Raw genomic sequence first — 23,805 nt, 5'->3', positions numbered from 1 at the left:
TCGCCAGGGTCTTTACCCCAAAACCCCGCAGCCACGGCTGCGGGGTTTTTCTTTGGGCGCGCGGCGGCCTCAGCCCGGCGATTCCCGTCGCCGCAAAAAAAAGAAAGCCCCGCTTGCGCGGGGCCTGGGTCGATGCTGTCGGCAGCAGGCGCGAGGAGCGTCCGGTAACGTCGCCCTGTCGCTCAGAGGACCCGGGGCGACGGACCGCCGACGATCACCACGTCGGCCGGCCGGCGTGCGAACAGGCCCACGCTCACTACGCCGGGGATCTGGTTGATCGCCTGTTCCAGCGCCACCGGATCGGTGATCGACATGCCGTGGATGTCGAGCACCCAGTTGCCGTTGTCGGTGACGGTGGCCTGGCGCCAGACGGGCTGCCCGCCGGTCATGGCCAGGATTTCGCGGGCCACCAGGCTGCGCGCCATCGGAATCACCTCGACCGGCAGCGGAAAGCGTCCCAGTACCGGGACCTCCTTGGACGGGTCGATGATGCAGACGAACTTCGCCGCGGCTTCGGCAATGATCTTCTCGCGGGTCAGGGCCGCGCCGCCGCCCTTGATCAGCCGCTTCCCGGGGTCGCACTCGTCGGCGCCGTCGACGTAAAGCGGGATCGGGCCGCAGGCGTTCAGGTCGAGCACTTCGATACCGTGGCCGCGCAGGCGTTCGGTGCTCTGCTCGGAGCTCGAGACCGCGCCGGTGATCCGGTCGCGGAGCCCCGCCAGCGCATCGATGAAGAAGGCCACCGTGGACCCGGTGCCGACGCCGACCACCATGCCGTCTTCGACATATTCGATGGCCTTTTCGCCGGCCAGGCGCTTTGCGTCGCTCATTTCGGCTCCATGGCCAGGAGGATCTTCCACTGCGCGGCGGTGACCGGCAGCACGGACAGGCGGGTGCCCTTGCGGATCAGCGCGAACTCCTCGCCCAGCGCATCCGCGCGATCGCGGATCGCCGCGAGCGTCACCGGCGCCTGGAACCTGCGCACAAAGCCGACGTCGACCAGCATCCAGCGCGGCTCCTCGCGGGTCGCCTTCGCGTCGAAGTATTTCGACTTTCGCTCGAACTGCGTCGGATCCGGATATGCGGCGCTGGCCACTTCGGCGATGCCGTAGATCCCGGGCACGTCGCAGTTCGAGTGGTAGAACAGCACGCCGTCGCCCACCTGCATGCCGTCGCGCATGAAATTGCGCGCCTGGTAGTTGCGGACGCCGGTCCAGGGCTCGGTGCCCACGCGCTCGAGGTCGTCGATCGAGAAATCTTCCGGCTCGGACTTCATCAGCCAGTAACGCTTGCGCTTGCCAGTGCTCATGTCGCTCGGGAAACGGTGGAAAGATCGGTGCAGACCGCGTCGAGCTGCACGTCCCAGTCTTCGCTGGGCAGCTCGCCGTCGACCTGCTGGAAGGCGAACGCGGCACCGACCAGCAGGGGCGGTGCCGGCATGCGATGGCGGAATGCGAAGCTGCGATCGTACCAGCCGCCGCCCATGCCCAGCCGGTGGCAGCGATGGTCGAAGCCCACCAGTGGCACGACGACGAGGTCCAGCGCGTCGGGCTGCAGCAGCGCATCCGACGGCACCACGGGCTCGGGGATGCCGTACCGGTTCGCCGCCACGGCCTCTCCGGCCTTCCACGGCGCGAAGCGCAGGCGACCGTCTTCGTGCACGACCGGCAGGCAGTAGGTCACGTCGCGCGGCAGCCGCAGCTGCCAGGCATGCAGCGGGATCTCGCCGTCGGCGGCCCAGTAGCCGGCGACGCGCGCGCCGGCGGGAAGCGGATGTTCGAGGAGTCGGGCCGCGATCCCGGCCGCGGCGCCGATGCGGGCGGCGGGGGGCACCTCGCGCCTGCGTTCCCGCAGCATGCGGCGGAGGGCGGCGCGTCCGGCGCTCATGCCATCACCATCGCGATGGGCCTGGCCGGGCGCTCAAGAAGGGATACGTCCTCCGCCATGTCGATGCGTGCCAAACGACCTTGAACCCGGGGTTCAAGTGGGAACGCTTGGCTGCCTTCGGGCTTCCCGCTCGTGGGCGGACATGCGCGCCAGGCTTCCGTCGCATCCCCGTGGTCGTCATTAAGGGACAAGGCGAATGTTTGTGCACGCCGTCGATCACGGCAGAGGACGCGGATGAAGTATAGCGCGTGCCCGGATGCCGACGCGGCCACTTGTCGGCGGACGTTCACCTTGCACACCGCCGTGCGGGCTTCGCGCGCCGCTTCAGGCATCGAGCATGGCGTCGAGCCGCGCCTGCATGGCCTGCAGCGTGCGGGTGATCTCGCGGTCGCGCTGTTCATTGGTGCGCTTGAGCTGCTCGAGCTCGTGCGCAAGGTTGAGCGCGGCCAGCACCGCCACGCGATCGATGGCGGCCATGCGGTTGGCGCCGCGCACTTCGCGCATGCGCGTGTCCAGCAGGCGCGCGGCCGCCATGAGGCCGTCGACCTCGCCGCTGCCGACGCCGACGGTGTACTCGCGGTCCAGCACCCGGATGCTGACGGCCCTGGGTTCGCTCACGTGTGCTGCTCCAGCGACTTCAGCCGCGCGATCATCGCCTCGACCCGGCTGCGGGCCTGTTCATTCCTGGCCAGCAGCTGCGAGCGCTCGCCCGAGACCTGGTCGTGCTGCAGGCGCAGGCTCCGGTTCTCTTCGGCCAGCCTGCGCGTACGCGCCGCCAGCTCGTCGAAGCGTTCGGAGAGCCTCTGCAGCTGGGCGAGTACGTCATCGGTGTCCATCCGGGCACGATAGGCAGGCGCGGATGGGCGGTCAAGGCGAGCTGGCCGGCTGCGACGCCGCGCTGCGGGCCGGGGGCTGGCGGTTGCGGATGAAGGCCATGCACGCCACCGCGTCGAGCGGCCGCGAGACCCAGTAGCCCTGGATCTCGTCGCAGTGGTGGAGGGCGAGGAAGTCGGCCTGGACCTGGTTCTCGACGCCCTCGGCGACGACGTTCAGCCCCAGTCCGTGCGCCATCGCGACCACGGTGGTGGTGATCGCGGCGCCCTCGGGCTCGTGGCCGAGGTCGGCGATGAAGGTCTGGTCGATCTTGATCGTGGTGATCGGCAGGCGCTTCAGGTAGGCGAGCGACGAGTAGCCGGTGCCGAAGTCGTCGATCGCCAGCGACACCCCGAGTTCGCGGAAGGCATGCAGCTTCACCGCGGTCTGCGCGGCGTTGGCCATGAGCACGCTTTCGGTCAGTTCCAGCTCCAGCGCCTGCGGTGGGACGCCGGTGTCGTCGAGCACGCGACGCACCACCCCGGCGAAGTCGCCGCGCAGGAGCTGCAGCACCGACATGTTCACCGATATGGTCAGGCCGTCGAGCCCGTGCTGCCGCCAGCGCTGCAGCGCCAGGCAGGCCTCCCGCAGCACCCACTCGCCGATCTCCAGGATCATGCCGTTCTCTTCGGCCAGCGGGATGAACTCGGCCGGCACGATCTCGCCGTGCTCCGGACTCGACCAGCGCAGCAGGGCCTCGGCGCCGGTGATGCGGGAGGTCGCGAGCGACTGCCTTGGCTGGTAGACCACGTGCAGCTCGCCGCGGTCCAGGGCCTTGTGCAGCGCGCCGGCCAGCGTCGCGCGTCGACGGATCGTCGCCTCCATGCTGTCGTCGTAACGCATGTAGGTGCGGCGGCCGGCGGCCTTGGCCTGGTACATGGCGGCGTCGGCGCGCTTGAGGAGTTCGGTGGGCACCTGGGCGTGGTCGGGGTAGACGCTGATGCCGATCGAAGGCGACACCGAGACCTCCTGGCCTTCCTGCGACAGCAGCGGGGCCTCGAACGCCATGATGATCTCGCGCGCCACGCGCTCGGCGTCCTCCGGCGCGGCGAGGTCGGCGAGGATGACGGTGAACTCGTCCCCGGCCAGGCGCGCCACGGTCTGGTCGTGGCCGACCGCCTGCTGCAGGCGCTCGGCGACGGCGCGCAGGATGCGGTCGCCGGTCGCGTGGCCGAGCGAGTCGTTGATGTCCTTGAAGCGGTCGAGATCGAGGAACAGCACCGCCACGCGCGAACCCTCGCGGCGCGCGCGCACGATCGCGCGCGACAGCCGCTCGGCCAGCAATGAGCGATTGGGCAGGTTGGTGAGGGAGTCGAAGTTGGCGAGATAGCGCAGCTCCTCCTCGGCGCGCTTCTGCAGCGTGATGTCGCTCAGCATCACGACGTACATGCGCTCGCCGTGCGGCGCGGAGCCGGCGGCCACGGTCGCGGCCTCGATCGCGCAGAGGAACTCCTCGCCGTTGCCGTGGCGCTGCCAGAGCTCGCCGGACCAGCGGCCCTCCCGCTCGAGGCCGGTGCGCATCCCGCGCCCGCGGGCGGGCTCGTGCTGCAGGCTGTCGAGCATCTCGGCGCCGTGGCCGATGACCTCCGCGGCGGCGTAGCCGGTGATCCGGGTGAAGGCCGGATTGACCGACAGGAAGCGGAAGCGCTCGTCGAGCACCGCCACCGCTTCGCTCATGCTGCGCAGCACTTCGCTGGCGATGCGGTTCTCGCGCTCGACCTCGCGGTTGCGGTCGATGTCCAGCGAGGTCCCGGCCACGCGCAGGACCGCGCCGTCGGCCTGGTGCTCCACTGTCCGTCCGCGGGCGCGGATCCAGACCCAGTCGCCCCGGGACCCGGACGGACTGTCGGCGCGGACGCGGTGCTCGGAGGAGAACTCGGCGGTTTCCCCGGCCACGTAGCGGCGCATCCGGTCGACCGCGGCGGGAAGGTCGTCGGGATGGATGACCGCGGCCGGGTCGGCCTCTTCGGAGCCGAGGCCGTGGTCGATGCCGCGCTGGTCGTGCTGCGCCACGAGGTAGCGCAGGCGTCCGGTCGGCACGTGGAAATCCCAGAAGCGCTGGTTGCTCGCCCACAGCGCCATGCGGAACCCGCGCTCGCGCTCGCGGAGCCGGTCGGCCTCACGGCGCGAGGCGCGCATCCGCAGGAACAGGACGATGCATGAGGTCGCGAGCAGCACGACGGCCGCGACGGCGATGGCCAAGCCGGGTCCTGCGACGGACAAGAGACTGCTCCCCTTCCGCCTCCCCAGGCGGGCACCGCAGTGTAGGCGGGCCCGCGCACCGGCAACAAGCGGCCCGCACGGTACACTCCAAGCGCCGTTTCCAGCCGATCCCGCCATGCCAGAATCCTTGCCCCACGTATCCGAAGTCGAACAGGCCTGCCACGACGCAGGGCTGGCCACGCCCGCGTCCGAACTCCACGGCGGACTTTGCGGCTGGCTTGCCGGTGGCGGCGACGCGGGCGGCAACTGGCTCGCCCGCGTCATGGTCGACGACAGCCTGCCGGCGCCCGCGGCCGGATCCGTGCTCGCGCGGCTGCAGGCGGCGACCTCGGCCCAGTTCGAGGACCGCGACTTCGGCCTGGAACTGCTGGTCCCGGACGAGAGTGCATCGCTGGCCGAGCGCAGCGGCGCGCTGTTCGACTGGTGCCGGGGCTTCGTCGGCGCGTTCGGGCTCGCCGCGGGCAGCGAACCGCGGCTCTCGGGGGAGGGCACGGAGGCATTGGCCGACCTCGCCCGCCTGGCCCGCGCCACTGCACAGGACGACGGCGACGAGGAGGACGAGGCCGCGCTCGTCGAGATCGAGGAGTTCGTGCGCGTCGCGGCCCTGCTCCTGCACGGCGACTGCGCGCTCGCCGCGCGTCACCGCAACCGCCTCAATTGAGGGCGCCCGCAGCGCACGCATGAACGGACGTACCACGCCCGCCACCGCGCTCGCGGCCTACCGCCGTCGCCGTCGCCAGCTGATGCGGATGGCGGGTGAGGACGCCATCCTCATCCTGCCCGCCGCGCCCGAGCGCGTGCGCAGCCGCGACACCTATTACCCGTACCGGCAGGACTCGGACGTGCTCTACCTCAGCGGCTTCGAGGAGCCCGAGGCGGTGCTGGTGCTGGTGCCGGGCCGCAGCCACGGCGAGAGCCTGCTGTTCTGCCGCGAGCGCGACCCCGAGCGCGAAGCCTGGGACGGCCCGCGTGCGGGGCCGGAGGGCGCACCGGACGCGCTGGGCGTCGACGACGCCTACGCGATCGACGACATCGACGAGATCCTGCCCGGCCTGCTGGAAGGCCGCAGCCGCGTCTACTACCACTTCGGCCGCGACACCGATTTCGACCTGAAGCTGATCGGCTGGCTCAACCGCGTGCGTGCCCAGGTGCGCCACGGTGCGCAGCCGCCGCATGAATTCCTCGAGCTCGGGCATCTGCTCGACGAGATGCGCCTGATCAAGAGTGCCGACGAGCTGAAGCTGATGCGCCGGGCGGCGAAGATCAGCGTGCAGGCCCACGAGGCGCTGATGCGCGCGGCGCGGCCGGGCATGCGCGAATACGAGCTGCAGGCCGAGCTGGAGCGCGTGTTCCGCGCCTCCGGTGCCGAGCCCGCCTACGGCAGCATCGTCGGTGCCGGCGCCAACGCCTGCGTGCTGCACTACCGCGCCAACGATGCGGTCGCGCGTCGCGGCGACCTGGTCCTGGTCGACGCCGGCGCCGAGTACCGCGGCTACGCCGCCGACATCACTCGCACCTTCCCGGTCGGTGGGCGCTTCAGCCGCGAGCAGCGCGCCCTGCACGACCTGGTGGGTGCCGCCCATGCGGCGGCCCTGGCGCAGGCGAGGCCGGGCGTGCCCTGGGAAGCCGGGCACAAGGCCGCGGTGGACGTGCTGGCCGAGGGCATGCTCTCGCTCGGCCTGCTCAAGGGCAGGCTCGAGAAGGTGGTCGCCGATGGCACCTACCGCCGCTTCTATCCGCACAAGACCGGACACTGGATCGGCCTGGACGTGCATGACGTCGGCGACTACCGCATCGACGGCGAGTCGCGGCTGCTCGAGCCCGGCATGGTCTACACCATCGAGCCGGGCATCTACATCCCGCCGGGCGACACCAGCGTCGCCGCGAAGTGGCGCGGCATCGGCATCCGCACCGAGGACGACGTCGCCATCACCCGCGACGGCCACGAGGTCCTGACCGCGGGGCTCGCGCGCAGCGCAGACGAAATCGAGGCCTTCATGGCCGCTTGAGCCGTCGCCCCGCGGCGCACTTCCGCGGGGTGACGCCGATGGCCGGCGGCGGCGCTCAGGCCTGCGCCGCGAACGCCTCGCGGGTGAGATTGACCGGCTCGCCCCCGGTGCACACCACGTTGTCCTCGATGCGCACGCCGCCGAACGGACGGAAGGCCTCGACGCGGTCCCAGTCGACCAGGCGTGCGTTGTCGCCAGCCTGCAGGTCTTCCAGCAGCATGTCGGCGAAGTACAGGCCGGGCTCGATGGTGACCACCATGCCGGGCGCCAGCTCGCGGGTCAGGCGCAGATAGGGGTGGCCGTCGGGCTTCTCGATGCTGCCGCCGGCGTCTGAGGCGGCGAAGCCGGCGACGTCGTGCACCTGCAGGCCGATGCCGTGGCCGATGCCGTGCGGGAAGAAGCTCGCGCTGAGGCCGCTGGCCACGGCCTGCTCCGCGCCGCAGGTCACGATGCCGAAGTCCTTCAGCACGCCGGACAGCGCGAGATGGGCGTCGAGGTGCAGCTGGCGGTAGTCGACGCCGGCGCGGACCTGGTCACACATCGCAAGCTCCGCGGCGTCGATGGCGTCGATGAAGGCCTGGAACTCGCCGCCGCGGTCCATCGCGTGGGTGCGGGTGATGTCGGCCGCATAGCCGGCGTGGCTGGCGCCGGCGTCGAGCAGGAAGCTGCGCACCGGCTTCGGCGGCAGTCGGTCGAGTTCGGTGTAGTGCAGCACCGCGCCGTGCGCGTTGAGCGCGACGATGTTGCCGTAAGGCAGCTCGTTCGCGTCCTGGCCCACGGCCTGGCAGTACGCCAGGTGGATGCCGAACTCGCTGGCGCCGGCGCGGAAGGCGCGCTCGGCGGCGCGATGTCCGCGCACGGCGCGGCGCTGGGCTTCGCGCATCATCGCGATTTCATAGGGGGTCTTGTACGCCCGGTGGTACTCGAGATAGTCGATGACCGGCTGTGGGTTGTTCGGCGCGAACGCGCCGTAGCGCCCGAGCGCGCTCTGCGGCTCGCCGAGGATGGCGCAGCGGGTGGCGTTGCGCGGCAGGTGCTGCAGCGCCTCGTCCGGCGTGCGGATCACCTCGATGTCGAAATGCTCCACCCAGTCGCCGGACGGCGCCTCCGGCACCACGTGCCAGTAGTCGCGAGGCTGCAGGTACACCAGCTTCGGGCGCTGCCCGGGCGTGACCACCAGCCAGCTGCCGGGATTGCGCACCAGCGGCACCCAGTGCTTGAACTGCGGATTGACCGCATAGGGATAGTCGCGGTCATCGAAGACCTGGTAGTGCAGGGTGCCGCTGGGCACCACCAGGTGGTCGAAGCCGCCGCGCTCCAGCGCCGTCGCCGCGCGTGCGGACAGCGTCTCGAGGTGGGCGGCGTAGAGGGTGGCGGGCGATTCGGTGGTCATGGCGGTCCGTCAGGCGGGGGAGGCGGCCATTCTGCCGCATCGCCCGCGCGCCGGCCGCGGCCTATTCGTAGCGGCTGCCGGGGGCGTCGATCCAGGCGCGCAGCGGGCCGGCCTGGTGCTCGGTGAGGCCGATGAAGCGGAATCCCGCCCAGGCCTGCCCGGGCGCGCTGGCCTGGTCCACCCACAGCAGGTGGGCGCCGACCTCGACGGTGGACTCGCTGCCGTCGTCCGACGGCAGGCTGAAGCGGAACTGGTACAGCGCGTCGTCGGCCAGCGGGGCGCCGGCCATCAGCAGCATGCCGGTCTCGGACAGGTTGCCGATGCGGCCCACGACGCGCTCGGTCATGGCGTCCACGACCAGGATGGTGTCGGCGGCCTTGCGGCGTCGGGCGCGTCGGAACTCGTTGATCATGCGTGCTGGTCCCCGGCGATGGGAGGGGCGTCGCCGCGTCCGGCGAAGCTGCGCAGGGTACGCAGCGCGGCCTGCCAGGCGCGATCGACCAGGCGGCCGCGCTCGGCGGTGACGATGCGCGCCTGTCCGGCCGCGATCATCCTGGCCAGCGAATCCAGCGAATGCTCGCCGATGCGCTGGCCGCGCTGGTTCACGAACAGCGCGTTGTCGGTGACGGGACTGAACCAGGACATGCGGCGGCGCACGACGTCGCCCTGCTGGTTGGTGGTGAACTCGATCCAGGTGCCGAACGGCATCACCCGCAGCTGTTCGTAGCGCACCTGTTCCTCGGGCGTGCGCGGCGGGAGATCGGGTCGGCGCGCGCGCTCGGCATCCTCGCCCAGGCGGGTCCGCGCCTTGAGCTTCATCGCCAGCTCGGTACGCGAGGCCGGATCGTCCTCGTCGCTGCGGCTGCTGGTGAGGCGGGCGGCGATGATGGCCGCTTCCTCGGCGTGGTAGCCGACCTGCGACAGCGCGGTTTCCACGTGCGTGGCCAGCGCCGGGTCGGCGGCGTCCTCGCCCTTCGCGCAGGCGGCGATGATGCGCCGGGTGGCGTCGAGCTGCGCCTGCCACTCCGGCGACGCCTCGCCCTGGCGCAGCAGGGTCAGGGTGAGCACGTCGGCCCAGGCCTGGCCCAGCAGCGCGCGCGAGAACTTCGGGATGCGCTGGTCGCCGAGCAACTGCTCGAGCGCGGCCGCCGAGCGCAGCTTGGCGACCTCGAGCTTTTCCTTGCCCCGCGCCGCTTCGACGTGCCGGCGCTCGAGCATTTCCGCCTTGCGCACCTGCGCCTGCAGGTGGCCCTGCAGCTGCGCGTTGCTGGCCTCGAAGACGGCGGTGTCGCCGTCGTAGCGTTCGACGACGTGGCTCACGGCCTGCTGCAGCGGCAGCAGCAACTGCGGGTCGACGTCCTCCTTGTCGAGCCAGCTCGCGGCGGTCTCGGCGACGGTGTTGAGGAGCTCGCGTGCCGGGTGGGTGGCCTGGACGAAGAAGGCCTGGTCCTGCAGCGCCACCCGCAGCAGCGGCAGCTGCAGGCGCCGGATCAGGGCCGCGGCCGGCGCATCGGCGCTGATCTCGCCCTCGAGCTGGCCGTACAGCAGGTGCAGCAGCTCGAAGGTGTCGTTGTCGCGCTGCGACAGCGCGGCGCCCTTGCCGTGACGCTGGCGCGCCTGCGCGAGCAGCATCTGGCGCACGTCCATCAGGCTGGGCTGCGTGCCGCCGGGGCCGTGCGACTGGCGCTGCAGGGTACCCAGGGCGCTCATCAGTTCGCCGGTCCCCAGCGTGGCCATCGCGGCCGGGGGGCGCGCGGAGCGCAGCTTGCCGATCAGTGCCCTGCGCCCCGCCAGCAGCTGCTGGAGCGCGACGTAGGAGGCCTCTTCGTCGCCGCCGGCGAAGGCGGTGGTGGTCTCCGCCATCCAGGCCGTGTGCGGCCGCGTGGCCGCTCCGGTGCCCGGCGGCGTCGAGGCACCGGCATCGTGGCCGGCGCTGGCGCTCCCGTCGCCCCGGCCGGTGCCGTGGGGACGTCCGCCGTGCGCAGGCGGCGCGGAGCCGCCGTGGCGGCCGCCGGAGGAGGGACGGGATCCGTCCGCGCCCGCCTCGCCGGCGCGGCTTCCGGGTGCCGTCCTCGGGCGGGCCGAGGTCTGGCCGGGAGCGGAGCCTTCGGCCGCCTCCAGGGCCTCCTGGCGCGACGAGGCGCGCAGGCGGAGCGGCACGTAGGTCAGCCCCTTGAGCACGCCGGCCTGATCGAGCGTCGCGTCGAGCTTCTCCAGCACCGGCGCGTAGTGCGCGATGACCAGGCGGTCGAACAGGCGGTACAGCAGTTCGCGTGACTCCGGGCCCAGGTGCAGCGAGCGGCAGGCCTGGCGCAGCGCGCGGCACACGGCCTGCGGACCCAGGGGCAGGCGCTCGGCGTCCATCGCAGGCGTGCCGGCCAGCACCCCGAAGCGCTGGCCGAGCAGATGCATGGGCAGGCTCGCGCGCCCTTCCTGGCGGGTGGCGATCTCGCGCAGCAGGGTGTCCTCGTCGATCATCGAATCGTCGACCAGGCTCAGCACGCGGCCGGCGACCGGCGCCGCGGGGGCGCGCGCCGGCGCGGGCGCCGGCGCGGCGCGGATCCCCGCAAGGCCCGCCTCGAGTTCAAGCATGAACTGCGGTACCAGGTCCGAGCGGCCGGCACGGAAGGCGCGCAGCGCATGGACGTAGGCGGATTCACTCCCCGGGTGGCGGGCACGCTCGGCGAGGCGGAACAGCTCCTGCTCGTACTCGTCCAGCAGCAAGGCCAGGTACGGGTCGAGCTCGGCGGAAACCAGCCGGAGGGCCGCGTCCAACGCCTGGCGGACGCGACGCGGCAGGTCGGCCGCCGCCAGGTTGCGTCTGGCGTGGCCGTGGTCTGGATGTGTCGTCAATGACATGGTCGTGCTGCCGGTTCCCCTGGGCGATTCATATCATGCGCTCGGTGTGACGGCCAGCACGCGGTTCGCGGCGGGGAGCGGCCACGAGCGGCCACATCGGCACCCGCGCGGTCTCATGGGAGGAACAGGGACACCACGTCGTTGCCCAGGCGCCGCCCGAGCGCCGTCGGCACCATCCGCTCGGCGTCGCCGTCGCCGTCGCGGGCCAGCCAGCCGCGGGCCACGGCCTCGTCCAGTTCCCGCCGGATCGCCGAGCGCGGCAGGCCGGTGCGCGACTCGAAGTCGGCCAGCGCGAAGCCCTCGTGCAGGCGCAGCGCGTTGAGCATGTATTCGAAGGGCAGGCGCGAGGCCGGCACGTCCTCGTCGCCGCCCAGGGCGTCGGCGGTGCCGGCGACGCCCATCCACGCCGTGGGGTGCTTGAGCTTCCAGCGCCGGCGCACGGCCTGCGTCGCCCCCAGGCTGATCTTGCCGTGCGCGCCGGCGCCGATGCCGAGGTAGTCGCCGAAGCGCCAGTAGTTGAGGTTGTGCGCGCACTGCCGGCCCGGCCGGGCGTAGGCGCTGACCTCGTAGTGGTCGAAGCCGGCGTCGGCCAGCATCGCCTGGCAGTGCTCCTGCATGTCCCAGGCCGCGTCCTCGTCCGGGATCGCGTCGGGCGGGCGAGCGGCGAACAGGGTGTTGGGCTCCAGCGTGAGCTGGTAGTGCGAGACGTGCGCGGGCTGCAGCGCGAAGGCGCGCTCGAGGTCGCGCGCGGCGCCGGCCAGGTCCTGGCCCGGCAGCGCATACATCAGGTCGATGTTGATGTTGTCGTAGCCCGCGTCCTGCGCCAGCTTCACCGCGGCGTCGGCCTCGCGGCTGTCGTGGATGCGCCCCAGCTGCTGGAGGCAGCCGTCGTCGAAACTCTGGATGCCGAAGCTGAGCCGGTTCACGCCGGCGGCGAGGTAGCCCTCGAAGCGGCCGTGCTCGGCGGTGCCGGGGTTGGTTTCGAGCGTGATCTCGCAGCCCGGCGCGAAGCGCAGCCGTGCGCTGGCCTGCTGCAGGAAGTCGTCGATCGCATCGGCCGGGAACAGCGAGGGCGTGCCGCCGCCGAAGAACACGCTGTGCACGGTGCGGCCCCAGGCCAGCGGCAGGTCGTGCTCGAGGTCGGCGACGAGCGCCTGCACGTAGCCGGCGAAGGGGAGGGCGCCGCGCTGTTCGTGCGAGTTGAAGTCGCAGTACGGGCATTTGCGCACGCACCAGGGCAGGTGCACGTACAGCGACAGCGGCGGCGGCACCAGCATGGCCTAGGCGAGTTCGTGCAGGCGTGCGCGCAGCGCGGCCAGGGCACGGCCGCGGTGGCTGATGGCGTTCTTGCGCGCGGCGGGAAGCTCGGCCGCGGTCAGGCCGCTGTCCGGATCGAGGAAGACCGGGTCGTAGCCGAAGCCGCCGTCGCCGCGTGGCGCGCGCAGGATGCGGCCGCGCCAGTCGCCCTCGACCACGATCGGCTTCGGGTCGTCGGCGTGCCGCAGCAGCACGATGCAGCAGTGGAAAGCGGCCCCGCGGGCATCGTCGTCCACGCCCTCGAGCTCGCGCAGCAGGCGTTCGATGTTGCGGCCGGAATCGGCGCCGGGACCGGCGTAGCGCGCGGAGTAGAGACCCGGGGCGCCGCCGAGGGCGTCCACGCACAGGCCCGAGTCGTCGGCCAGCGCCGGCAGGCCGGTGGCGGCCGCGGCGTGGCGGGCCTTGAGCAGGGCGTTCTCGACGAAGGTCAGGCCGGTTTCCTCGACGTCGTCGACGCCGAACCCGGACTGCGCGCGCAGCCCGAAGCCCTCGCCGGCCAGCAGTTCGCGCAGCTCGGCCAGCTTGCCGGCGTTGCCGCTGGCCAGCACCAGGTCCATGGCTCAGCCCGCCAGCGCGGCCTGCTGGGCCGCGAACAGCTCGCGGCAGCCCTTGTCGGCCAGGGCCAGCATGGCGTCGAGTTCGTCGCGGCGGAAGGCGTGGCCCTCGGCCGTGCCCTGCAATTCGATGAAGCCGCCGCCGTCGTTCATCACCACGTTCATGTCGGTGTCGCAGGCGCTGTCCTCGGCGTAGTCGAGGTCGAGCACCGGCACGCCGGCGTGGACGCCGACCGAGACCGCGGCGATGGCGCCGTGCACCGGGTCGCGCTTCACGTCGCCGCGCTTCTGCAGCCAGCGCACCGCGTCGACCAGGGCCACGTAGGCGCCGGTGATGGCGGCGGTGCGGGTGCCGCCGTCGGCCTGCAGCACGTCGCAGTCGAGCGTGATGGTGCGTTCGCCCAGCGCGTCGCGGTCGACGCAGGCGCGCAGCGAACGGCCGATCAGGCGCTGGATCTCCAGGGTGCGCCCACCCTGCTTGCCGCGGGCCGCCTCGCGATCGGTGCGGCTGTTGGTGGCGCGCGGCAGCATTCCGTACTCGGCGGTGACCCAGCCCGAGCCCTTGCCGCGCAGGAACCCCGGGACGCGGTTCTCGACGCTCGCGGTGCACAGCACCCGGGTGTCGCCGAACGCCACCAGCACCGAGCCCTCGGCGTGGCGCGTGAAGCCACGCTCGATGCGCACCTCGCGCATCTGGTCGGGCGCGCGGCCGCTGGGGCGGGGGGTCTGGGACATGTCGATTACCGCTGGAATGGCGCGCGAGTTTACCATCGGCACCCCGAACCACCGGACGTCCGCATGATCCGCAGCATGACCGCCTACGCGTCCGGCGAGCGCGCCACCCCGTGGGGCACGCTCGCCTGCGAGCTGCGCGCGGTCAACCACCGCTTCCTCGAGATCGGGGTCCGCGCGCCGGACGAGCTGCGCGCGCTGGAGCCGCAGCTGCGCGAGCGGATCTCGGCGCGGGTGTCCCGAGGCAAGGTCGACGTGTCGCTGCGCCTGCGCCCGGCCGAGGGCGTGGCGACGCTGCACGTGGACCAGGCGCTGCTGTCGCAGCTGTCGGAGCTGGCCGTGGACGCCGCCGCGCGCTTCCCCGGCCTGCACACGCAGTTCGTCGACCTGCTGCAGTTCCCCGGCGTGCTGCGCTCGGCCGCGCCCGAGCCGTCCGCCCTGCAGGCCGAAGTGCTGGTGCTGCTGGACGAGGTCCTGGCCGCATTCATCGCGGCGCGCGAGCGCGAGGGCGCCAAGCTGGTGGCCGCCATGCTGGAGCGCGTGGACGGGGTCGAGCGCGTGGCCGCCGAGGTCCGCGGCCTGGTGCCCGCCATCCGCGAGGGCCAGCGCGCGAAGCTCGAGGCGCGCCTGTCGGAGCTGGCGCAGGCCGCCGATCCCGGTCGCGTCGAACAGGAGCTGGTGCTGTCGCTGCAGAAGCTCGACGTCGACGAGGAGCTCGACCGCCTCGGCAGCCACGTCGACGAGATCCGCCACGTCTTCGGGCAGCAGGAGCCGGTGGGCCGCCGGCTCGACTTCCTGCTGCAGGAGTTCAACCGCGAGGCCAACACCCTGGGCTCGAAGTCGGTCGACCGCCGCACCACCCAGGCCGCGGTGGAGCTGAAGGTGCTGATCGACCAGATCCGCGAGCAGGTGCAGAACATTGAGTAGCGGCGACGGCCCGATGCGCGGAACCCTGTTCATCGTCGCGGCGCCCTCGGGCGCCGGGAAGTCCAGCATCGTCAACGCCTGCCTGGCGCGCGACCGCAACATCAGCCTGTCGGTCTCCTTCACCTCGCGCCCGCCGCGGCCTGGCGAGCGCCACGCCGAGCACTACCACTTCGTCGACGACGCCACCTTCCGCGGCATGATCGATGCCGGGGACTTCTTCGAATACGCCAGCGTCCACGGCGACTGGAAGGGCACCGCGCGGCAGTCGGTGGAGCCGCAGCTGGCCGCCGGCTGCGACGTGCTGCTGGAGATCGACTGGCAGGGAGCGCGCCAGGTGCGCGCGGCCGTGCCCGATGCCGTTGGCGTGTTCATCCTGCCGCCCTCGCGTGCCGCGCTCGACCAGCGCATGCGCAAGCGTGGCCAGGACAGCGAGGAGGTCATGGCCCGCCGCCTGGCCGCCGCGCGCGAAGAGATGTCCCACTACGACGAGTTCGACTACGTCATCGTCAACGAGGACTTCGACACCGCCGTGGACGAGATGTGCGCGGTGTTCACCGCCAGCCGGTTGCGCCGCGAGGCCCAGGCCCGGCGGCATGCCGCCCTGCTCGAGGCGCTGCTGGCCGGGGAATAGCCGGGCTGCCTGGCGCAAGTGGTTGATTCGCTGGTGTTTGCTTGCGATTCCCCCGGGCTTCCCCTATCATTTCCGGTCCCTCTTACCGCATCGACGGCCGGCCGGCCGCCAGGAGATTTATGGCCCGCATCACCGTTGAGGATTGCCTCCAGGTCATCGACAACCGCTTCGAGCTCGTCATGATGGCCGCACGGCGCGCGCGCCAGCTCGCCAACGGCGTCGAGGCCCAGCTGGACAACAGCGAGAACGACGACAAGCCGACCGTGCTGGCGCTGCGCGAGATCGCCGCCCGCCGCATCGACGCCGACTACGTCGACGCCGTCGAGAAGGCCGAGCGCGAGCGCCGCGAGCGCGAGGCGCTGGAGTGGGCCGCGGCCGAGGTGGTGGCCGACGACGACCTGTCCAAGGGCGACGACCTCTGACGACCGGCGGCGTCCCGTGCGCCGCTGCGACGGCCCCGCCCCGGCGGGGCCGTTTTCGTTGCGGCGGACGGGCGCGCGCCGGCGCGTTGCCCGCCCGCTGGCGCACGCGTAGGCTCAGCGCATGAATGCAGCCGAACTCGCGCTGGTGAGCGTGCCGGTTCCCGGCGACGGGGACGTGCCCGACTACGTGCGCGCGCTCGAAGCCTCGGCCGCGTACCTGCCCGCGGACCAGCTGCGCCTGCTGCGCCGCGCCTGGGCGGTCGGGGCCGCGGCGCACGAAGGCCAGCTGCGCAGGTCCGGCGAGCCCTACATCACCCATCCGGTGGCGGTGGCCGGCGTGCTGGCCGAGCAGAAGGTCGACATCGAGACCCTGGTGGCGGCGGTGCTGCACGACACCATCGAGGACACGCCGCTGACCCGCGAGGCGCTGGCGGCGGAGTTCGGCGAGCCGGTGGCGGAGCTGGTCGAAGGCGTCACCAAGCTCGACAAGCTGCAGTTCGCCAGCCGCCGCGAGGCCGACGCCGAAAGCTTCCGCAAGATGATGCTGGCGATGGCGCGCGACCTGCGCGTGATCCTGATCAAGCTCGCCGACCGCCTGCACAACATGCGCACCCTGGGCGCGCAGTCGGTGGAGGCGCGCGAACGCATCGCCCGCGAGACGCTCGAGGTCTATGCCCCGATCGCGCAGCGCCTGGGCATGAACCTGATCAAGGCCGAGCTGCAGGACCTCGGCTTCCGCGCGCTGTATCCGATGCGCCACCGCATCCTCGACAAGCACATCCGCGCGCAGCCGATGCTGCGCCGCGAGGCCATGGCGAGGATCGAGGCCCAGCTGGCCCAGCGGCTGACCAAGGAGGGGCTGGATTACCGCCTGGTGAGCCGCGTCAAGTCGCCGTGGAGCATCTACAACAAGATGCGCGCGGAGGCCAAGACCTTCGCCCAGGTCATCGACGTGTTCGGCTTCCGCATCATCGTCGGCTCGGTGGCCAACTGCTACCACGCGCTGGGCGTGGCGCATTCGGTGTACAAGCCGGTCGACGGCCGCTTCCGCGACTTCATCGCCATCCCCAAGGCCAACGGCTACCAGTCGCTGCACACGGTGCTGTTCGGGCCCTACGGCTCGCCGATCGAAGTGCAGATCCGCACCGCGGAGATGGACCTGATCGCCGAGCGCGGCATCGCCGCGCACTGGGCCTACAAGCACGGCGGCGGCGGACCCAATAGCGCCCAGCAGCGCGCGCACAACTGGATCTCGGGGCTGCTCGAATCGCAGAGCGACACCGGCTCGTCGCTGGAGTTCCTGGAGAACGTCAAGGTCGACCTGTTCCCGGACGAGGTCTACCTGTTCACGCCCAAGGGCGAGATCATGTCGCTGCCGCGCAACGCCACCGCCGTCGACTTCGCCTATGCCGTGCACACCGACATCGGCAACCGCGCGGTGGCCGCGCGCGTGGACCGCCGCCTGGTGCCGCTGCGCACGCGCCTGGCCAGCGGGCAGTCGGTGGAGATCGTGACCGCCAAGTCCTCGCAGCCGCGCCCGCAGTGGCTGGAGTTCGTGGTCACCGGGAAGGCGCGCACCGCGATCCGCCAGCAGCTCAAGCAGCTCGAGCACGAGGACGCCGTGCAGCTCGGCCACCGCATGCTCGACAGCGCGCTGGAGGACCTCGACAGCTCGCTCGAGCGCCTGCCGGCCGCGCAGCTCGACGCGTTCCTGGCCGAATACCGCTACCCGCGGCTGGAAGCGCTGCTCTCCGACGTCGCCCTGGGCAACCGCATGCCGGCCCACGTGGCGCAGGCGCTGACCCACAAGGCGCCGCCGCCGGGCGCGCCGCGCAGCCATCGCGACGACCGCATCCTGATCACCGGCGCCGAGCGCGGCGTGGTCACATTCGCCAACTGCTGCATGCCGATCCCGGGCGACGACATCATGGGCTACCACACCGCCGGCCGCGGCGTGGTGGTGCACCGGATCGAATGCCCGAACGTCGCCGAATACCGCAAGTCGCCCGAGCGCTGGGTGGACATCGGCTGGGACCGCGAGGTCACCGGCGACTACAACGTCGCGCTGCGCTTCGAGGTCGAGAACCGCCCCGGCGTGCTCGCGCAGGTGGCGGCGGCGGTGGCCAAGGCCGAGTCCAACATCGACGCGGTCGAGTACCTCGAGCGCGACACCAACGTCGCGGTGATCCAGTTCGCGATCGAAGTGCGCGACCGCAACCACCTCGCCGACGTGATCCGCCGGGTGCGCCGGCTGGGCGTGGTGCACGGGGTGCAGCGGCTCTGACGCGCGTCGCCACGACCGGATGCGATGGCCCGCTGCGTGGCCGGCGGTCATAATCGCCGGCCACGCACCACGAGGATCCACGCATGCCCAGGCAACCTGTCCGCACCGCCGACGCCCCCGCCGCGATCGGCCCCTATTCGCAGGCCACGCGCTGTGGCAACACGGTCTACCTGTCCGGGCAGCTGCCGATGGATGCGGCCACCGGCGAGCTCGTCGAGGGCGACATCGCCGTCCAGGCCCGCCGCGCCTTCGACAACCTGCGCGCCATCTGCCAGGCCGCGGGCGGCTCGCTCGACGACGTCGCCCGCGTCGGCCTCTACCTCACCGACCTGTCGCAGTTCGCGGCGGTGAACGCGGTGATGGCCGAGTACTTCAGCGAACCGTATCCCGCGCGTTCGACTATCGAGGTGTCGGCGCTGCCCAAGGGCGCGCGGTTCGAGGTCGACGCGGTGATGGTCCTCGACTGACGCGGTGGCGGCGGCGCGGCGCAGTGCGGCCACGCCCGCGCCCGGACTCGCGCCGGGCGGCGCCGCCGCGATCTCCACGCTGCCCGGCGTGGGGCCGCGGATCGCGGAGAAGCTGGCCGCGCGCGGCCTGGAAACGCTGCAGGACCTCTGGCTGCAGCTGCCCCGCGGCTACGAGGACCGCACCACGCTGACGCCGATCCGGCTGCTGCAGCCGGGCGTGCCCGCCCAGGTCGAGGGCCGGGTGGAAGCGGTGGAACGCGGCTTCCGCTACCGGCCGATGCTGCGCGTCGCGCTGGGCGACGACTCGCGCGCGACCCTGGTGCTGCGCTTCTTCCATTTCCGCGGCCCGCAGGCGGCGCAGTTCCAGCCCGGCGTGCGCGTCCGCGCCTATGGCACCCCGCGTCCGGGCCAGCGCGGGCTGGAGATCGTGCATCCCAGCTACACGGTGCTCGGCGACGACGATGGCGACGTGCTCGGCGACCGCCTCGATCCCGTGTATCCGGCGGTGGAGGGCGTCGGCCCCGCGACGCTGAAGCGGCTGATCGCGCACGCGCTCGATCGCCTTCCCGGCGACGACGTGCTCGAGCTGCTGCCGGGCGGGTGGCTGGATGGACAGGGGCTGCCGGGGCTGCGCGAAGCCCTGCTCACCGTGCACCGGCCGCCGCGCGATGCCGATGTCGAGGCGCTGCTGGCCGGCACCCATCCCGCGCAGCGCAGGCTGGCGGTGGAGGAACTGCTGGCGCACCACCTCAGCATGCGCAGGCAGCGGATCGCGCGGCAGGCGCATGCGGCCGCGCCGCTGGTGCGCGACATGCTGGCCCTGCAGCTGCGCGCGCAGCTGCCCTTCGCGCTGACCGCGGCGCAGGAGCGGGTCTTCGGCGAAATCCGCGCCGACCTCGCGCAGCCGGTGCCGATGCTGCGCCTGGTGCAGGGCGACGTCGGCTCCGGCAAGACCGTGGTCGCGGCGATGGCCGCGCTGATGGCGGTCGCCGACGGCCGCCAGGCCGCGCTGATGGCGCCCACCGAACTGCTCGCCGAACAGCACTTGGCGAACCTGCGCGGCTGGCTGGCCCCGCTCGGCATCGAGGTCGCATGGCTCGCGGGCAAGGTCACCGGCCGCGCCCGCATCCGCGCGCTGGACGACGTGGCCGGCGGCCGCGCGCAGGTGGTGGTCGGCACCCATGCGCTGATGCAGCAGGGCGTCGCCTTCCACGACCTTGCGCTGGCGATCGTCGACGAGCAGCACCGCTTCGGCGTGCACCAGCGCCTGGCCCTGCGCGACAAGGGCGGCGAGGGCGGTCGCGTGCCGCACCAGCTGGTGATGACCGCGACCCCGATTCCGCGCACGCTGGCGATGGCCGCCTACGCCGACCTCGACGTGTCCGCCATCGACGAGCTGCCGCCCGGCCGCACGCCGGTGCAGACCGTGGTCATGGCCGAAGGCCGGCGGCCCGGGCTGGTCGAGCGCATCCGCGCCGCCTGCGCCGAAGGCCGACAGGCCTACTGGGTGTGCACGATCATCGACGAGTCCGACGAGGTGGTCGCGCAGGCGGCGCAGGCGACCTTCGAAGGCCTCTCGGCCGCGCTTCCGGGCGTGCGCGTCGGCCTGGTGCACGGGCGCATGAAGGCGGCGGAGAAGCAGGCCGCGATGCGCGCGTTCAAGGCCGGCGAGACCGGGCTGCTGGTCGCCACCACGGTGATCGAGGTGGGCGTGGACGTGCCGAACGCTTCGCTGATGGTGATCGAGAACGCCGAGCGCCTGGGCCTGGCGCAGCTGCACCAGCTGCGCGGCCGGGTGGGGCGGGGCAGCGCGGCGTCGAGCTGCGTGCTGCTCTACCAGCCGCCGCTGTCGCGGATGGCGCGCGAGCGCCTGGAAACGATGCGCGAGACCGGCGACGGCTTCGTCATCGCCGAAAAGGACCTGGAGCTGCGCGGCCCGGGCGAGCTGCTCGGCACGCGGCAGACCGGGCTGGCGGCCTTCCGCGTCGCCGATCTCGGGCGTGATGCGGGCATGCTGCCGCTGGTGCACGACATCGGCGAACGCCTGCTGCACGAGCAGCCGGCGGTGGCCGAGCGCCTGGTGCAACGCTGGGTCGGCGGCGCCGTCCGGTACGCCTCGGCCTGATCGGGGATAATCCGGCGATGGACGAACGCATCCCGCTGCTGATCGATACCGACCCGGGCGTCGACGACGCGCTGGCCCTGCTCATGGCGCTCGCCGATGCCCGCCACCAGGTCGTCGGCCTGACCATCGCCGCCGGCAACGTCGGCCTCGAGCACACGGTCGCCAACGCGCTCCGCATCTGCCAGGTGGCGGGGCGCGACGACGTGCCGGTCTTTCCCGGCTGCGACCGGCCGCTGCTGCACCCCTCGCCCGACGCCGCCAACGTGCATGGCGTCGATGGCCTCGGGGACGCCGGCTTGCCCCCGGCCACGCGGGCGGCCGAGGCGCGCCATGCCGCCGAGGCCATCATCGAGCTGTCACACCGGCACGCCGGACGCCTGCTGCTGGTCGCGCTCGGGCCGCTGACCAACATCGCGCTGGCGCTGCGCCTGGATCCGACGCTGCCGTCGCGCATCGCGAGGCTGGTGGTGATGGGCGGTGCGGTGACCGGCCACGGCAACATCACGCCTTCGGCCGAGTTCAACGTGTTCTTCGATCCGGAGGCGGCGCACATCGTGTTCGGCGCATTCGACCGCTTCGACCTCGCCGACTGGGAGGCGACCGTGGCGCACGGCTTCCTGCATGAAGACGTCGATCGCTGGCTCGCCGCGCCGGGGCCGGTGGCGGCCTTCTACGAGGCGGTGTCGCGGCATGCCCGCCGCTGGTCCGAGGACGCGCGCGGCGACCGCTGGTTCTGCGCCGATGCGCTGGCCATGGCCATGGCGCTTCGGCCCGGCGCCGTGCTCGAGGCGGCGGAGCGCCCGGTCGACGTCGTGCTGGGACGGTCCGCGGCCCGCGGTGCCACCCTGGTCGACTGGCAGCGCCAGCTCGGCCGCCCGGACCGGGCCCGGATCCTGCTGCGCTACGACCAGGCGGCGCTGGAGGCCCAGGTCCGCGAGGCGCTCGCCTGAGCGGTGCTTGCGGGGGACGGAATCGGCCGCTATAATGCCGCTCTTTCCCCGCTGATTCTGGTGCCGCCATGAAGGCCGACATCCATCCCGAGTACCGCGACGTCGTCTTCCAGGACGTCACCTCGGATTTCAAGATCCTCACCCGTTCCACGCTCTCCAGCAAGGAGACCGTGAAGTGGGAAGACGGCAACGAGTACCCGCTGATCAAGATCGAAGTCAGCTCGGCCTCGCACCCGTTCTACACCGGCCAGAACAAGCTGATGGACACCAGCGGCCGCGTGGACAAGTTCCGCAAGCGCTACGCCAAGTAATCCCGCGCGCAGCGTTCGCGTCGACGGCCGCCCCCCGGCGGCCAGCGACGTTTCCGGACCCGCGGCGCGCCGTCTCGCCACGGACGCTACGTCCCACCGTTCGAGCCGGCCGCGTGGATACGGTGCCGCACGTCGCTATGCGATAATTGCCGCATCGCGTCAGACGCGATCCGCCTGATCCCCCGTCCGCCCGCGCCTTCGCGCCGGGGCGCGACGCCAAGAAGGAGTGCGACAGTGTCCGCCAACGAGAACAAGGCCGGCGACGCGCCGACCGCCACCCTGCAGGTCGACGGCAAGTCGGTTGAACTGCCCGTCCTGAAGCCCACCCTCGGCAACGAGTGCATCGACATCTCGAAGCTGCCGAAGGCCACCGGCCGCTTCACCTATGACTCCGGGTTCACCGCCACCGCCAGCTGCAAGTCCGCCATCACCTACATCGACGGCGACGAGGGCGTGCTGCTGTACCGCGGCTATCCGATCGAACAGCTTGCGCAGCACTCGAACTTCCTCGAGGTCGCCTACCTGCTGATGAACGGCGAGCTGCCGGACGCGAAGCAGTTCGCGTCGTTCGAGCACGACGTCACGCACCACACGATGATGCACGAGGCGTTCAAGAGCTTCATCGGCGGCTTCCGCCACGACGCGCATCCGATGGCGATGCTGGTCGGCATGCTCGGCTCGATGGCGAGCTTCTACCACAACGACCTCGACTACGACGATCCGGAGCAGCGCCGCCTGGCGGGCGTCCGCCTGATCGCCAAGCTGCCGACCATCGCCGCGGCCTGCTACCGCTATTCGATGGGCTGGCCGGCGAACTACCCGCGCAACGACCTCGGCTACGTCGAGCGCTTCCTGCACATGATGTTCGAGCTGCCCAGCGGCCCGCTGGAGCTGTCGCCGGTCGCCGCCAAGGCGATGGACCTGCTCTTCATCCTGCACGCCGACCACGAGCAGAACGCCTCCACCTCCACCGTCCGCCTGGTCGGTTCCACCGGCGCCAACCCGTACGCGTGCATCGCCGCCGGCGTCGCCGCGCTGTGGGGCCCGGCGCACGGCGGCGCCAACGAGGCCGTGCTGAAGATGCTGGCCGAGATCGGCGACGTGAAGAACGTGCAATCGGCCGTCGACCGCGCCAAGGACAAGGAGTCGGGCTTCCGCCTGATGGGCTTCGGCCACCGCGTCTACAAGAACTTCGACCCGCGCGCGAAGATCATCCGCGAGATGACCCACAAGGTGCTGGGCGAGCTGGGCATCGACGATCCGATGCTCGAGATCGCGATGCGCCTGGAAGAGGCCGCGCTGAAGGACGACTACTTCGTGCAGCGCAAGCTGTACCCGAACGTCGACTTCTACAGCGGCATCATCTACAAGGCGCTGAAGATCCCGACCGAGATGTTCACGGTGATGTTCGCGATCGCGCGCACCGCCGGCTGGGTCTCGCACTGGCTGGAGCAGCAGGAGGACCCGGAGTTCAAGATCGGCCGTCCGCGCCAGATCTACACCGGTGCGGAGTCGCGCGACTACGTGGCGACCGACAAGCGCTGATCCCGGCCGGTCTTCCCCCGGTACACTAAACGCCCCGCCTCCGCGGGGCTTTTTTTTTGATTCTTCTCCCAAGTGAGGGGAAGAGGCTCGCGGTCGAGCTGGCTGTGGTGATGCTGGATCGGCGTCTGCTACGGCCAGGGATGCTTGCGGCGTTGGGTCGTGATGCAAGTCGGCTCTGTGCAAGTCGGCTCCGTGGTGGAGTACGCGGCCCGTCGCGCGCACAGGGGGTGTGCTCCCCCGGCATCTCCGCGTCCTGCTCCCACTGCCGGCCGCCGGCCATCCATGGCCGGCTGTCC

Annotated in this window: 23 protein-coding genes and 1 other RNA gene; 11 read left to right on the top strand and 13 right to left on the bottom strand. The window is 71.7% G+C overall.

Features of this window, described 5'->3' with window-relative positions; all coding sequences use genetic code 11:
• Positions 1 to 182: 182 nt before the first annotated feature.
• From rpiA to H9645_RS14035, 7 genes are all read right to left on the bottom strand, one after another.
• Positions 183 to 830: a ribose-5-phosphate isomerase RpiA gene (rpiA, locus tag H9645_RS14065; RefSeq protein WP_191730309.1), complete on the bottom strand. Its 648-nt coding sequence runs from the start codon at positions 828 to 830 to the stop codon at positions 183 to 185.
• Complete coding sequence (locus H9645_RS14060) at positions 827 to 1,309, bottom strand: EVE domain-containing protein (RefSeq protein ID WP_191730308.1); 483 nt, start codon at positions 1,307 to 1,309, stop codon at positions 827 to 829. The genes rpiA and H9645_RS14060 overlap by 4 nt, the downstream gene beginning before the upstream one ends.
• Positions 1,306 to 1,887, bottom strand: a complete 582-nt coding sequence (locus tag H9645_RS14055; RefSeq protein ID WP_191730307.1) for a 5-formyltetrahydrofolate cyclo-ligase — start codon at positions 1,885 to 1,887, stop codon at positions 1,306 to 1,308. The genes H9645_RS14060 and H9645_RS14055 overlap by 4 nt, the downstream gene beginning before the upstream one ends.
• Before the next feature lie 45 nt (positions 1,888 to 1,932).
• A non-coding RNA gene (gene ssrS, locus H9645_RS14050) (6S RNA) lies at positions 1,933 to 2,118 on the bottom strand.
• Positions 2,119 to 2,211: 93 nt separating this feature from the next.
• A complete protein-coding gene (locus tag H9645_RS14045; RefSeq protein ID WP_191730306.1) occupies positions 2,212 to 2,505 on the bottom strand; it encodes a cell division protein ZapA in 294 nt (97 codons plus the stop codon).
• Positions 2,502 to 2,723, bottom strand: coding sequence for a TIGR02449 family protein (locus tag H9645_RS14040; RefSeq protein WP_191730305.1), 222 nt, complete (start codon positions 2,721 to 2,723; stop codon positions 2,502 to 2,504). The genes H9645_RS14045 and H9645_RS14040 overlap by 4 nt, the downstream gene beginning before the upstream one ends.
• 31 nt (positions 2,724 to 2,754) lie before the next feature.
• The gene (locus tag H9645_RS14035; protein ID WP_225218293.1) at positions 2,755 to 4,962 is read right to left on the bottom strand and encodes a putative bifunctional diguanylate cyclase/phosphodiesterase; all 2,208 of its coding nucleotides are present in this window, start codon (positions 4,960 to 4,962) and stop codon (positions 2,755 to 2,757) included.
• 136 nt (positions 4,963 to 5,098) lie between these two features.
• Here H9645_RS14035 and H9645_RS14030 point away from each other — a divergent pair, with 136 nt between their 5' ends.
• Positions 5,099 to 5,644 (top strand): UPF0149 family protein, encoded by a 546-nt coding sequence (locus H9645_RS14030; RefSeq protein ID WP_191730303.1) that lies wholly within the window; start codon positions 5,099 to 5,101, stop codon positions 5,642 to 5,644.
• A gap of 19 nt (positions 5,645 to 5,663) precedes the next feature.
• Positions 5,664 to 6,992 (top strand): aminopeptidase P N-terminal domain-containing protein, encoded by a 1,329-nt coding sequence (locus H9645_RS14025; RefSeq protein WP_191730302.1) that lies wholly within the window; start codon positions 5,664 to 5,666, stop codon positions 6,990 to 6,992.
• 55 nt (positions 6,993 to 7,047) lie between these two features.
• Here H9645_RS14025 and pepQ read toward each other — a convergent pair whose 3' ends face one another.
• The 6 genes from pepQ to rph form a co-directional block, all read right to left on the bottom strand.
• Entirely contained in the window at positions 7,048 to 8,385 is a 1,338-nt protein-coding gene (pepQ, locus tag H9645_RS14020) for a Xaa-Pro dipeptidase (RefSeq protein ID WP_191730301.1), read from the bottom strand.
• Positions 8,386 to 8,446: 61 nt separating this feature from the next.
• The gene (locus H9645_RS14015; RefSeq protein ID WP_191730300.1) at positions 8,447 to 8,797 is read right to left on the bottom strand and encodes a PilZ domain-containing protein; all 351 of its coding nucleotides are present in this window, start codon (positions 8,795 to 8,797) and stop codon (positions 8,447 to 8,449) included.
• A complete protein-coding gene (locus H9645_RS14010; protein ID WP_191730299.1) occupies positions 8,794 to 11,238 on the bottom strand; it encodes a DUF1631 family protein in 2,445 nt (814 codons plus the stop codon). Before H9645_RS14010 ends, H9645_RS14015 begins: the two co-directional genes overlap by 4 nt.
• A gap of 119 nt (positions 11,239 to 11,357) precedes the next feature.
• Positions 11,358 to 12,521 (bottom strand): radical SAM family heme chaperone HemW, encoded by a 1,164-nt coding sequence (gene hemW, locus H9645_RS14005; RefSeq protein ID WP_191730298.1) that lies wholly within the window; start codon positions 12,519 to 12,521, stop codon positions 11,358 to 11,360.
• Between the two features lie 3 nt (positions 12,522 to 12,524).
• Complete coding sequence (gene rdgB / locus H9645_RS14000) at positions 12,525 to 13,118, bottom strand: RdgB/HAM1 family non-canonical purine NTP pyrophosphatase (RefSeq protein ID WP_191730297.1); 594 nt, start codon at positions 13,116 to 13,118, stop codon at positions 12,525 to 12,527.
• A 3-nt stretch (positions 13,119 to 13,121) separates the two neighbouring features.
• Positions 13,122 to 13,850 (bottom strand): ribonuclease PH, encoded by a 729-nt coding sequence (rph, locus tag H9645_RS13995; RefSeq protein WP_191730296.1) that lies wholly within the window; start codon positions 13,848 to 13,850, stop codon positions 13,122 to 13,124.
• Positions 13,851 to 13,913: 63 nt separating this feature from the next.
• Here rph and H9645_RS13990 point away from each other — a divergent pair, with 63 nt between their 5' ends.
• From H9645_RS13990 to H9645_RS13950, 9 genes are all read left to right on the top strand, one after another.
• Positions 13,914 to 14,774: a YicC/YloC family endoribonuclease gene (locus tag H9645_RS13990; protein ID WP_191730295.1), complete on the top strand. Its 861-nt coding sequence runs from the start codon at positions 13,914 to 13,916 to the stop codon at positions 14,772 to 14,774.
• A 13-nt stretch (positions 14,775 to 14,787) separates the two neighbouring features.
• Positions 14,788 to 15,405 (top strand): guanylate kinase, encoded by a 618-nt coding sequence (gmk, locus tag H9645_RS13985; RefSeq protein WP_191730294.1) that lies wholly within the window; start codon positions 14,788 to 14,790, stop codon positions 15,403 to 15,405.
• A 119-nt stretch (positions 15,406 to 15,524) separates the two neighbouring features.
• A complete protein-coding gene (rpoZ, locus tag H9645_RS13980; protein ID WP_189498515.1) occupies positions 15,525 to 15,827 on the top strand; it encodes a DNA-directed RNA polymerase subunit omega in 303 nt (100 codons plus the stop codon).
• Positions 15,828 to 15,948: 121 nt separating this feature from the next.
• Complete coding sequence (locus H9645_RS13975; protein WP_191730293.1) at positions 15,949 to 18,111, top strand: RelA/SpoT family protein; 2,163 nt, start codon at positions 15,949 to 15,951, stop codon at positions 18,109 to 18,111.
• Between the two features lie 83 nt (positions 18,112 to 18,194).
• Positions 18,195 to 18,578, top strand: a complete 384-nt coding sequence (locus tag H9645_RS13970; protein WP_189498519.1) for a RidA family protein — start codon at positions 18,195 to 18,197, stop codon at positions 18,576 to 18,578.
• A gap of 4 nt (positions 18,579 to 18,582) precedes the next feature.
• Entirely contained in the window at positions 18,583 to 20,703 is a 2,121-nt protein-coding gene (gene recG, locus H9645_RS13965; RefSeq protein WP_318240560.1) for an ATP-dependent DNA helicase RecG, read from the top strand.
• A 17-nt stretch (positions 20,704 to 20,720) separates the two neighbouring features.
• A complete protein-coding gene (locus tag H9645_RS13960) occupies positions 20,721 to 21,653 on the top strand; it encodes a nucleoside hydrolase (protein WP_191730292.1) in 933 nt (310 codons plus the stop codon).
• 68 nt (positions 21,654 to 21,721) lie between these two features.
• Complete coding sequence (locus H9645_RS13955; protein WP_189498523.1) at positions 21,722 to 21,964, top strand: type B 50S ribosomal protein L31; 243 nt, start codon at positions 21,722 to 21,724, stop codon at positions 21,962 to 21,964.
• Positions 21,965 to 22,243: 279 nt separating this feature from the next.
• Positions 22,244 to 23,509 carry a citrate synthase gene (locus H9645_RS13950; protein ID WP_191730310.1) on the top strand — a complete coding sequence of 422 codons (1,266 nt, stop codon included), beginning with the start codon at positions 22,244 to 22,246 and terminating at the stop codon, positions 23,507 to 23,509.
• The last annotated feature ends 296 nt before the right edge of the window (positions 23,510 to 23,805 follow it).

Origin of the sequence: Luteimonas colneyensis (genome assembly GCF_014836665.1) — a bacterium.
Lineage (GTDB): Bacteria > Pseudomonadota > Gammaproteobacteria > Xanthomonadales > Xanthomonadaceae > Luteimonas > Luteimonas colneyensis.
This window is presented reverse-complemented; position numbering and strand designations above follow the sequence as displayed.